Raw genomic sequence first — 12,158 nt, 5'->3', positions numbered from 1 at the left:
AACCAACCCACGAGTGGACTTGGCGTTCAGAATCTGGACATCACTGCAAGATGCGAAACGGTGTCCAGGTTATGTTCTCAATGACATCCTGGCTGCCAATACCATCCGGTAGCGGATGAGCAAGAGTCAGCAAAAGCTCACGCGCTTAAATGCTCAACAACAGTCACTTTGTTGGAGGCGTATGTCGTCAACGAACCGGAACGGACAGATTCGATCTCATCACCAGATAGATCACTAACAAATCGGAAATGGCACAATGTTCTTGTCCCGCGACACTTTTGATTATCATCGTCTTTCTGCCCGGTAGTCGAATAAGGCCGCTGATCCTGTTGATCAGCGGCCTCCTTTGGTTTTATGAGACTATTGTTTCCCGTTAGTTTAGACGTCTTTGCATGGCAAACATTCCTTTAGCTTTAGGCTATCTATATATTTCCTCTTCTTTATATGCTTTCATTAATTTTGATTAGCAATTTCTTTAAGATTTGCTTCTCCTCGTCATTAAGGGTTTGAGCAATTTCATCCTCTACTTTTTGAAATGAGTTATTAAAATCTTCAATCAATTCAACGGCTTTTGGTAAAACATATATATTTTTTTGTCGTTCATTATTGACCGGGATTTTACGTTCGATGAACCCTTTTTGCTCTAGACCTTGAAGCATGCTTGTAACGCTTGCCCCTCGCAGATGAAACCGATCAGCAATATCCTTTTGAATAATATGATTATTTTGATTCTCATAAATATAATCGATTACTTTTCCTTGTTGAGAAGTTAATCCTAGCTCTTTTATACTCTCATCCGCTCTTTTCTTTAACTTAAGCCCGATAATCTGAAACAATTCCATATAAGGCGTATCTTTTCGGGAATGCATGACCATCCATCTCCCTCTCTAATTGTTAGGAGTCTAATTGTAAGTAACTAAACTATACAGCGATCCTAATATACTTGTCAAACAAATATTAGATTGTTGACTGTTAGGTATCTAACAGTTATACTCCGAAGTGTTCAGTCAAAAACGCATTAGGAGGAATTAGGATGGAGAATGTAAAACAAAATGCTGGGTTAGAAGAAATTACGGCGATTACGAATGTACGAATCTTTGACGGATATCAAATTATTGCTCCCAGACATATTATCATTAGTGGAGAGTCCATTATTTCAGTAGGCGGAGACATTCCAGCCGATGCAACAATTATCGATGGAGAAAATGCAACATTGATACCTGGTCTTATTGATGCACATGTCCATACCTCAATTGGCGGATTACGAGATGCCTTGAAATTCGGTGTTACAACAGAACTCGAAATGAACGGCGATTTTACTAAAAGAGGACGCGAAATTCAGCTGAAAAATGTGGATGACATCGCGGACGTCCGTTCTGCTGGTACAGCGATTACCGCTCCTGGTGGGCACCCCGATGAATTACTGCCAGATGGAGATGAAATACCTGAATTCGTATTGAAGGAACTAGAGAAGTTACCAGAGGCAGACCGGGAAGCCATGTTGGCCGCTTACGCTCACGATCACGACGAAATACCTCAAGTGACGACGGTTGAAGAAGCGATCAAACATGTGCATACCCAAGTGGAGAATGGATCGGACTATATTAAGATCATGATTGAAGAAGGAACGGTCATGGGGGCACCTGGCCTGCCTGTTCTAAGTGATGAGATTCTAAAAACAGCCGTTACTGAAGCCCATAAGTTCGATAAGTTGGTCATCGCCCACGTTTTGACGGCTTCCTCATCGAAAGCAGCCATCAATTTTGGAGTCGACGGTTTGGGCCATTTGTTTATCGACAGACCCGAGTGGACGTCCGAATTGGTTAAATCCATAGCTGATTCTGGAGCTTTTGTTACACCGTGCTTGGTATTGAATTCATCGATTATTGGTAATCCGGCATCGGAACTCACGAGTGATCCACGAGTGCATTCCAAATTAAGTCCGGATTGGATCGATATGTTGAACTCAAGTTTCAATACGTTCCCACAAGGCAATATGGAGAACAGCTTTAAGAATGTGATGGATCTTCACCATGCCGGAGTTGATATTCTTGTAGGGACGGATGTAGCACCGGTTCCCGTTCCAAACCTTGGTGGACTTGCTCATGGGGCCAGTGTCCACCACGAAATGCAGCTGCTGGTGAAGGCCGGGTTCACTCCGATCGAAGCTCTTCAGTCGGCTACTGCCAAACCGGCCCGTTGTTTTGGTCTACATGATCGCGGCCGGATTACCGAAGGTGCGCGTGCTGATCTTATTCTCATAAACGGTGATCCGACCACTAATATTTCTGATACCTTGTCAATCCAATCCGTGTGGTTCAATGGTTCGCAACAACTAGGTTAAACCTAGTCAATTATGACGTTGCTAATTGTAGAATTACCAAGAAGAGGGACTTCAAAATGAAGTCCCTCTTCTCGTTAGGGTACCATTAAGTTTTTTCATTGTCATGGACAGCACTACGAGCTTCTTCCAATTTTTCAAGTACGTCTTGGGCATGCGGTAAAAAGCGTTTGCCCGCAGTTTTAAAAGCGAGTTGCTTGCCCAATCGATCAAAGAGTCGAACGCCCAGCTCATCTTCCAATGCTTTAATTTGCATCGTGACATTAGAAGAAACGTAGCTCAGCACTGTTCCTCTATTTCATTGTATAAACCCAATAACGAAATTCGTTCCATGCTCTGGCCTCGCCGTCCTGAATAAATTCGATTAGAATATGAAGCTCCTTCTTGCCTTTGGTATAGGATTCAGGGATTACAAACTCATCATCCAGCCATCGTTTATAGGGATTTCGGTCCGCCGTGTACCACGTTCTTTCTGTTACTTTCACCCCATCTACATGAACGAAGGCCCGTTGTCTCCCTGTGATCTGATCGCACCTCCGCCGCAGTCTTACGCCTCTGTTATCCTCCCTGATACGGATTGTGAATTCACTATAAACATCTGTCTCATGACCTCTATCACGAATCATGATATCGTCTTGGTCGCCTTCATAAGCTGAATCCAGAGTATAGTAACCGCGGCTGCCTTCTGTTTTGTAATCATGGTTCCTCTCCGATATGGGATCGCCAATATTTATTTCGTCCGTCAGAACCATTCCCGGTTCGTCCACACCATAGTAGAACAGAATGCCTGAATGTTCGAGATACTGGTTGTTATACTCTCCTGCTTCAATACCAAATACGAGCTCCGTCTGAAACGGATACCAGTCACCGCTGCACATTCTGACCATGGACCATGGGTTGTCAGGGATTCCGTCATAGGCACTGGATGGATTACATTCAGGCGGCGTCGGAAATCCCCAACCATAACATACCCAGCTCTCGGAACCGTCGCTTTCAACTTGTGGTGTCGCATTGCCGTCAATGTGGATACGGACATCGCCTTCACAGCTGATTGTGCCCGGTTTACGGGTAAAACCTGTTACGTGCCCAGCCACCATGTGTCCTCTTCCCTTGAGTTGACCGATGATGCTGTCCGACCCTTCTGTTGCCTGGCGTTCATAATATTTCGATGTGCGAAAATAACCGGTTCGACTCTTCTCATAAACCGCGTTTCGCTCTTCTGTAAATTCAATGTGTAATTCGGATAACAAGACGTCACGGTTCCCTTTGTTCACCAGTTCAATCACCGCATGCTCCCAGTACGGCATGGAGAAATAGTTATAGAATAATCCGTCTCCTCTTCTCCCATGCGACAGTACACCGACAGGATTGAATCCAAGCTCGTTGCCGAAGAATACACCTATGGGGCACCAAATATCCGGTTGTTCATGTTTATCCCAGCTTGCTTTGATCCAGAGGTGTTGCAGGTCTTCGGATGAAAAGGAGTGGGGATTGAACGCAGCGCTTATTGAGGCGATACTGCCTTGACCCACCTCTTCCAGAATGGTTCGTTTCTCTCCTGCGTTAACGGCCAACATTTCGTAATATCGAGATTTGCATCTTACGGCTGTTTTGGGATCTTCACCAACCCGAGACCACATTTCGATCAGCGGGGCATAGTTTTCTTTTCCGGTGAACGTAGATATATGATCAGAGGCATCATAGGAATGATAAACGACATGGCCCCACCCGCCATCCCCTTTGGCTGCTCCTTTCAGTTGAATGTCCGAGGTAATTCTGCACGATTTCTGAAAGGGCATAGGGACATAACTTCGAACGACGCGTATCGGTCCGCGCCCATTGTCCTCGGGTCCAATATAAGCGTCTGCCAGCGGAGTTACGAAAGGAAATTTATTCCCGAATTCGGAGGCCTTGATCACAAATTGGGGCGTATCTTCGCCGTCAAAATAAAAGGAAAAGGTGGGTTCCGGACTTTCGGGATAACGGTGTTGGACAAAATTATAGATGCAGCCTGGACCGCAATAATCAAAAATCACCCACTCGTTCCTGTCTTTATAAAGCCACCAATCCCAGTCTGCATTGCGTCCTTGCTTGTCGATGCTTCCTTCATAGTGAACCTGCACGCCGTCTTTTAGTACAGGAAGCAAGTCGAACTTTTCCATATTGCCAATCCCTTTAGGCTGTAAATGAGTCGTCATATGTCAGCAACCTCCGAGTCATGAATGAATACCTGTCCATAGTCACAAAGGATTTCCAATCCTGTCATCCTCTCTACTTAGCCATATAACGGGCCATATGCAGCACAAGCACGATAGTCTGCACCCTCATGATCTTTTGTGCCAAATGCTGTCCAGGCGCTGGGCCGAAAAATGCGCTTTGCTTCAACATTGTGCATGTTAACCGGAATGCGCAGTATGCTCGCAAGCGTAATTAAGTCGGCTCCGATATGGCCATAGCTTACAGCACAATGGTTCGAACCCCAGGCTTCCATCACGCTGTAGACGTCATCAAATATCGGATCACCTGCTACCCGATTCGGGACAAACCATGTTGTTGGCCACGTTGGTGTCGTTCGCAGATCCAGTCGTTGATGTACTTCCTCCGGCAACTCCAACGTATACCCTTCCGCAAGCTGAAGCACCGGCCCCAGCCCTGCTATGAGGTTAATGCGTGCCATGGTGACGGGCATCCCCCCACGGGTTGTATAATCGGTAGAATAGCCTCCGCCTGCAAATTGGTCCATATAGGTTGGTCGCCAGCTAACCGCATTGAGGCAGGCATGAACTTCCTGTTCATCAATCTCCCAGTGAGGCTTCATCGCGGGCTGACCGTCGCGAAGCTGCTCCCCCGTTCCATCGAGCGCAGCCGGTCCCGAATTGATCAGATGAATGAACCCTGCCGCAGCCAGGCCATCAGGTTGCCAGTCTGTCACTCGTTTCACGGCTTCCGGACTCCAGAATGCACGAACATCGGCAAAAATCTGGGCAGTATGCGACAAATAGTGATTAAACAACATGGTGATGGCGTTCAGATTGTCGTTCTCGGTGGCGACCATATAGGGTTCGCGAATGCCATTCCAGTCGAATGAACTGCACAGAATCGCTTCAAGCACATCTGCACTGGGAAGGTGATCGGTCCATTCACGCTGTCCCTGGAACCCGGAAGCAATGGCGTTATAACCATACGCCTCTTCTTCGTATCCCATTTTGGCCAGTTTGGGATTGCCAATCATCAGATCACGCACAATCATCGTCATGCGAATGGAAGTTTTCCAGTTTTCCTTTTTGCTCTCTGGATCGATTTGAACCGACTCCGGATTGGGATCAGGCCCTTCTTTGCAATGAAGATCGGCCCAATCCATAGCTGAGTGGAATTCCTGCTCGTCATAAATATGCTTCTCCAGCCTGCGCGTAACCTCAGTCATGTCCACATAAGCGTTGCGCATGCCCAGATAACGCTGGTAGAAATCTTCGTCTATAATACAACCTGCGATGCCCATGGAGACGGAGCCTATCGACAGATAGGATTTTCCTCGCAGCAGTGCAGCAGCAAGACCCGCACGGGTGAACCGGACTAGTTGATCCCGGACATCCTCTGGCAATTTACGTTCCTCCAGATCCTGAATATGTCTGCCGTAGATTTTGAAAATGGGCAGGCCTTTCTGGTTATGCGCCGCATGCAGCGCAGCCAGGTAGACCGCACCGGGCCGTTCGGTGCCATTGAATCCCCAGACGGCGTGCGGCAGGGTTGGATCCGTTTCCATCGTTTCAAGTGGATAACACCAACCATTTGCTACCGTGACCAAGACGCCGACACCTTCCTTCCTGAATTGCTCGGCACAACGGGCTGCTTCGCTCATTCCGGAGATGCATGTATCAAAGATGACAACTTGCACTGGGGAGCCGTCCGGGTTTCGGAGAACGGAGGTAATCGCAGCAGCAGCTTCGTGCGCCAGTTCCATCGTGCTTTCAGCCAGCGCAGCCTTTACAAGCTTACGGCGATCCACGATTGGGCGAATGCCGATCTTTGGAAATCCGCTCTCATAACGATGCTTCATATCCGTCATCTGTATTTCCCCTTTTCTTCATATTTTATCGGATTGTATCGATTGGGATGGAGAAGATGTGTTGTCCCGGGTTCAATGTGTGAGAACGGCGTAGATTCGCGGCATTCACCATATCAGGAGGCACGACAAATGTGGCTGTAGTTCCTTCAGGGATCTTCACCTCCATGTGCAGACCTGCCTCGTCTTTTTTCCATGCTACCGCAATGGTTCCATGTGCCGTCCTGAGCGATGCGCTCACCCTTTCCAACTTGGAGGGGATCTTCGGCTCAATCCATATTTTTTTGTAACCGGGTGAGTCGGGCCTAATACCAGCCAGTCGCGTGTAAAAAGAAACGCTGATGCCCCCGAACATGGCGTGGTCATGGGAATGCATGCCACCTTTCTCGCTCCATTGCTCCCAGAGCGTCGTGGCTCCGCGCTCAATCTGGTATCCGAACCCGGGATATTCCTTCTTGCTCAGAAGCTCATAGGCAACATCGATGTATCCGTAGTCCGCCAGTGCGTCAATGAGATATCTGGTGCCATAGATACCTGTATGAAGATGACCGCCGTGTTCCCCAATAGCTTCCACTAGCCGCTTTGCGGCCGAGGCCCGCTCTTTGATCGGCACCATGCCAAAAGCGAGCGGCAGAAGCTGAGCGGTCTGGGAACCGCTGCTGTAAACGCCGTTCCCCACGTCCCAATGGCGATGAAAGGCCAGGTTGATATCCCGAGCCAGCCCCGAATAATGTTCATGATCTGCGCTCAAGCCCAGGATCAACGCCGTTTCGGCAACAATGGACGTGATTTTGTAGTAAATACTTGTATTCACCAGTTCGACTTCGTGGAAGTAGTTTTCCCAACCATCATCATTGGGAGGACACCAGTCCCCAAAGCCCTCCTTCACCTGATGGTCTGGCCATACCTGATGCAGATGGTCAATATATGCTTGCATGGACGGATAACGCTGGCGTAAAATATCCAGATCGTTATAATGCTGATAGAGACGCCAAGGAAGAAACACTTTGTCCCCGCTCCAGTCCGGGTTGGTCGTGCTTTCTTCAATATCTCCGAGCCATTTGCGATAGTAATTCTGCATATTGAAATGGTGCATGCCGGCTTCCTCAACAACAGCAGAATCCATGAGACAAGGCGTACGTTCATCTCGCTGACAGCAGTCCGTGGGTATGCTGACCAGATTGTTGAGGTACGACCAGCGAATATTGCTGTAGAGCTGATTGAGTCCTTCATCCGAACATTCGAAGCTGCCTGCCGGCTCTACGTCTGCATGAATCGGAATGGCCTGAATGGAGAGATGATCTGTTTCACCGCTGACTTCCACATAACGGAATCCGTGATACGTGAAGCGAGGTTCATAACGTTCTTCCGCCTCCCCACGGAGAATGTAAGTGTCGGTTGCTTTGGCATTTCGATTCGTCCAGGGATCAATGTTGCCTTGCTCATCGACCAGCTCGCTGTATCTCAGCCGCACTTGACTGCCTTCCGGGCCTGTTACCTGAATGCGAACCCACCCTGCCATGTTCTGACCAAAATCGTATACGCCCACGCCCGGACGTGGCTTTAAGACAGCGATGGGCTCGACCGGGTTGTGAGGTACAACAGGAGGTTGGAAGTTCGCTTGAAGCTTGCCGACAGGTGGTTCGGCAGTCACAGCCTTCGACCAATTTCCGTTTTCAAGATATCCCGGTTGATCCCAACCGATGTACTCCTGTCGTGCATCATAGGACTCTCCGTCATAGATATCATTGGAAAGTATCGGGCTTGACGCGAATGACCAAGATTCATCCGTTATGATGGTGCGCTTGCTGCCATCCTCAAACTGGAGGTCCAATTGCATGATAAAGGCTTTATCCTGATTCCATTTCCATCCCCACCTTGAATAATTGAAATGGTAACCATTCCCGAGCCACACGCCGAGTACGTTATCGTTGTCTTGAAGCAGATGGGTCACGTCATAGGTGTCAAAGAGCATTCTGCGGGAATACGGCGAATTGGCTGGAGCCAGAACTCGGTTGTCCGCCCGGTTCCCGTTGATGCAAAGCTCATACCAACCCACCGAATAGATGCGCAATCTGGCCTGGAGTGCGGACGACGGCAATTCAAATGTTTTGCGAAACAGAGGGCTGTCAACAGGAAGGGGTGCCTCACAGATCGACAGCATATTTTCCTCAAGCACGAGCCCATTCCCCGAAGAGCTAATCTTATCTGTGGTAAAATGAGTCGTCTTCGGATCATAAAAGCGGTTGGAGTACAGCACGCGGCCATCACTCCCGCTGAGTTTTAGATCACGGAAGGTTGCCTTTTGCCCGTCTGTCGTCCGGAATGCAATCGTTCCTTCATAATCTGCTGCCATGCAGCGATACGTGTAATGTTCATCGATGGATACCTGCCATTCCCCGGCTTCCGTAGTTATCTTAAGTGATAGATGTTGAGGAAGTTTGTGCAGTGCAGGTAAAACAATCCTCCCCAAAGTCTGGCGTACGTCTTCTTCAACGCGGTAAATGTACACGTGCGTCTGCTGTGCATCTTCTTCAGGCTCAAGCAGTTCAATACCGCAGTGATTGCCTTCGTTATGATAACCGAACAGAAATGCTGCACCGCCTTCTTCCACGCTGAGAATGACTTCCGCCTGATATGAATTCCAGTCATGAGGCTGGACTACCGGGCGCGTAATCCACTTGGCACACCATTCGTCAGATACTGATTTCTCCTTCGTTTCCGCCATGTTCTTCATGGATGTCATGTTGTCGCTCCTTCCTGTCAGTCAGCACGATTTACTTGTGATGGACACGCCAATTCGGGATATCTCCAACGCATTCCAGGCACTTACCGTAATGCCGTCCAGTATCACGTCAGGCCCGATTTCAAACGGGATACGTCTCTCTTCTCCCGCAAGCAATCCAAAATCATTGTCATCCAGATAACAACTCCACTCGTCTGGAAAATGGTGAATCATCACTCGAATCGCAGGCACGTTTCCCATGTTTCGAATGACAATGAAGCCGCTCTGATCTTGGGTCTCTACAGACCATTCAAGCGCAGTGCGCGGAAGTTCACGCAGCGGTGCATCGGAGCGTTCGGCGTACAATGCAAATGCCTGCTTAGCCTCATCGCCAGGATATTCGTTTGCTTGATGGCGGTGCTCCCTCTCAAAAGTGATCAGCTCTGGAGTCTTCGGCTGGGCATTAAACCAATACCACTGATCGGACACAAGATCTCCATTGCTTTCATGAAGCGTGACGACAATCAAGAACGGCCGAATTGCTGATTCTTCCGGCAACGTGACTTCCAGTTGATCGATGCAGCTCGCCAGCCCGGTCTTCACGGTTAGAGCCGGATAATTCCACTTCATCATCTCGGTTAATTGACTGTCGTACATCGAGACTTGGATAGCTGCATTGATAAGAGCGTTACGCGAATCGTTCACGACATGCAGTGCTGCGCGGAATATCTCATCTGGCTGCCACGCATCCAGTTTGGTGCAGGTGATAAAGGCATTTTGCGGACGTGAAGCCTGTTTGGCACGATAATAGGAAAGCTTGGCTGTTCCGTAATAATCGACCACCGCCCACGAATGTCCGGGAAAACAATCCGTGAATTTGTAGTACCAGAAGCCGCTCTTATCTCTTCCTGTTCCCGCCCTCTGTAAATCAGCGGTCAGTCGAACCGCATCACCTTGAGCGGTCTGAGAATACGTGATGTAGTCCTGCCAGTTGCGGATCGGTCCGTACGCCGCGTAGCGCATGACTTTAATGACATCCTTCAGACCGAACTGGTGAAAATGCGCTTTCCAACCCCTGCTATCTTCCGTTGGAGGAAATGACGCTAACGCTTCTTCCGGCATATAGCGCAGACAGCTTGAAACATTGGTCTGACTTGGAATGCCGAATTCGCCGTAAAACACCGATGGCATCGCTAACGTTGCCTCATCCAGGGATTCACCCCCGTGATATACGTTCCAGTTATGCACACTTCCGCCCCATGGATCGGTTCGATGGAACGGACGGGACGGATCGTATCCGCGGCATCTTTTTCCGACCAAAAATAATCCTTCATCTGCACCGCCATGATTGCCATTCTCATTGCCGCCCCCCCACATGATCAAGGAAGGGTGGTTTCTGAGCCGTTTTACTGAAATTGTGGTCTGGCGGTCTATAACGCCAAGGTCCGTCAGTGGTGAATCGGGCGGACCCCAGCAGAGCGGGAATTCCTGATAGACCATAATGCCTTTTTCATCACACAGATTATAAAATTCGTCACTTTCCACCAAGCCGCCGCCCCATGCCCGGAGCATCTGCACATTTCCTCTGCGGGCGAGCTCCAGCAGTCGTTCATACTGCCCATTCTGATGGTCAAGCATGGCATCAGGCCAACACCAGTTCGCGCCTTTGATGAACATTGGCTCGCCATTGATGACAAACTGCCAGCGATATTCCGTTTCCGGTGCTACATCGTTCATAGGACGCATTTCAATCGTACGGATGCCAAAAGACGTGTGAGCTTCGCCAACGTTAATGGGCCCAGAATTGGATCCAGATAACACAAGCTCATAGAGAGGCTGTTCCCCGTAACCCGTCGGCCACCAAACCTCGGGATCAGTCAGTCTGACTACGGTACTGAATTTGCTGCGACCATATGGCACTTCAATGGAATACGTAAAAAGGGTATCCCTTTGGCAAAATGTCAGGTTATCGGGGTCAATTGAATTCACACCCGTTTTCGATTTCTTCGACCGGATACACCCTTTGATGGATAATTCCACTTGCTCAACGAGACTGCTCTCAGCCGTAAACTCCAAGTGAAGCACAGCTTCATCCGAGGTGTGGGACAGGGTTACAACATACGGATCAAGCAAAGCTATGTCCGGTTCGGCCACCACCTGTACATCTTTCCAGATGCCGAGTGAAATCAGGTGTCCATAATGCCAGCCAAAGCCCGGACTGGGCTTCATCAGGCCGTTCCAACTTTGAGGTGCTGGGTCCAGTCGAACGACAACCACATTGGATTTATCACATCGAACCAAGTCTGTAATGTCATGAATCGGGCCGCCAAACATGCCCTGATGATGTCCCAGTGATGCGCCATTGAGAAATACGGTGCCCGAGTAGTCGATCCCGTCGAATTGCAAGGAAAGTCGGTCTCCCACCCATTCTTCAGGCAGTTCAAATGATGTAGCAAACCACCATTCCATGCATTCCACGCGTGTCCTGCGGAACCAGACGGGGGTCTCTTCAGGCATGCCGTGATTCTCCAGTTCATCGATCGTATTAGTATTCCAGTGGGGATCTTCGAGCAGTTCCTGATCAACCAGCGCTTGTTGTACCGTTGTGGGCACGCTGACTTCCAGCCAATCGCTTCGATCGTGAGTCGGTTCGTACCAGCGTTCCCGCATGCCTTCACTCGTCCGGGCTTTTCGTCCATACCAGCCCGTTGCAGGCGCCGGATCTCCATGATCAGCCGCCTCGCCTCCCTTCATTCGCCAGATTCCGGACAGAAGTAATGTTTTTTGGTAGGCAGAATTGCGAACGTTGTGGTGATTGGCATATGTGAAATCAGCTGATGGCTCTGCATCGGCATGGCGGGATGCTATTGAAATGTGCACTTTGTCTGTCGTACAGCGGATTGGAATGCGGCTGTCCATCTCCACCCATGCATCCCCATGCAACGAGGAGCGGGCGTAGGCCTCGTCCTGAACTTCGTCTAGAAAGCGTTTACTTTCATCCGAACGGTAATATGAGATGTGTGTCATCG

6 protein-coding genes and 1 pseudogene are annotated in these 12,158 nt (G+C 49.1%); 1 reads left to right on the top strand and 6 read right to left on the bottom strand.

Going from position 1 to position 12,158, the window contains the following annotated elements:
- Positions 1-440 precede the first annotated feature (440 nt).
- A complete protein-coding gene (locus NKT06_RS16250) occupies positions 441-869 on the bottom strand; it encodes a MarR family winged helix-turn-helix transcriptional regulator (RefSeq protein WP_253436471.1) in 429 nt (142 codons plus the stop codon).
- Between the two features lie 164 nt (positions 870-1,033).
- On the opposite strand from NKT06_RS16250, the gene NKT06_RS16245 reads away from it, so the two are divergent.
- Positions 1,034-2,344, top strand: coding sequence for an amidohydrolase family protein (locus NKT06_RS16245; protein WP_253436467.1), 1,311 nt, complete (start codon positions 1,034-1,036; stop codon positions 2,342-2,344).
- A gap of 72 nt (positions 2,345-2,416) precedes the next feature.
- Here NKT06_RS16245 and NKT06_RS16240 read toward each other — a convergent pair.
- The 5 genes and pseudogenes from NKT06_RS16240 to NKT06_RS16220 form a co-directional block, all read right to left on the bottom strand.
- Positions 2,417-2,627, bottom strand: a pseudogene (locus NKT06_RS16240) (LysR family transcriptional regulator); the annotation flags it as partial.
- 7 nt (positions 2,628-2,634) lie between these two features.
- Positions 2,635-4,539, bottom strand: a complete 1,905-nt coding sequence (locus NKT06_RS16235) for a DUF2961 domain-containing protein (RefSeq protein WP_253436464.1) — start codon at positions 4,537-4,539, stop codon at positions 2,635-2,637.
- 77 nt (positions 4,540-4,616) lie between these two features.
- Positions 4,617-6,407 (bottom strand): L-fucose isomerase, encoded by a 1,791-nt coding sequence (locus NKT06_RS16230; protein ID WP_253436461.1) that lies wholly within the window; start codon positions 6,405-6,407, stop codon positions 4,617-4,619.
- A 25-nt stretch (positions 6,408-6,432) separates the two neighbouring features.
- A complete protein-coding gene (locus NKT06_RS16225; RefSeq protein ID WP_253436458.1) occupies positions 6,433-9,150 on the bottom strand; it encodes an alpha-L-rhamnosidase in 2,718 nt (905 codons plus the stop codon).
- A 21-nt stretch (positions 9,151-9,171) separates the two neighbouring features.
- The gene (locus tag NKT06_RS16220) at positions 9,172-12,156 is read right to left on the bottom strand and encodes a glycoside hydrolase family 2 protein (protein WP_253436455.1); all 2,985 of its coding nucleotides are present in this window, start codon (positions 12,154-12,156) and stop codon (positions 9,172-9,174) included.
- Positions 12,157-12,158 lie beyond the last annotated feature (2 nt).

It is taken from the genome of Paenibacillus sp. 1781tsa1 (assembly GCF_024159265.1).
GTDB lineage: Bacteria > Bacillota > Bacilli > Paenibacillales > Paenibacillaceae > Paenibacillus.
Note: the sequence above shows the minus strand (reverse complement) of the source record. Positions and strands in the feature narration are given on the sequence as shown.

Excerpts from the sequence above, each read along its gene's own strand:
- NKT06_RS16220 (WP_253436455.1), bottom strand. The coding sequence starts at position 12,156 with ATGACACACATCTCATATTACCGTTCGGATGAAAGTAAACGCTTTCTA.
- NKT06_RS16235 (WP_253436464.1), bottom strand. The coding sequence starts at position 4,539 with ATGACGACTCATTTACAGCCTAAAGGGATTGGCAATATGGAAAAGTTC.
- NKT06_RS16225 (WP_253436458.1), bottom strand. The coding sequence starts at position 9,150 with ATGACATCCATGAAGAACATGGCGGAAACGAAGGAGAAATCAGTATCT.
- NKT06_RS16250 (WP_253436471.1), bottom strand. The coding sequence starts at position 869 with ATGCATTCCCGAAAAGATACGCCTTATATGGAATTGTTTCAGATTATC.
- NKT06_RS16230 (WP_253436461.1), bottom strand. The coding sequence starts at position 6,407 with ATGACGGATATGAAGCATCGTTATGAGAGCGGATTTCCAAAGATCGGC.
- NKT06_RS16245 (WP_253436467.1), top strand. The coding sequence starts at position 1,034 with ATGGAGAATGTAAAACAAAATGCTGGGTTAGAAGAAATTACGGCGATT.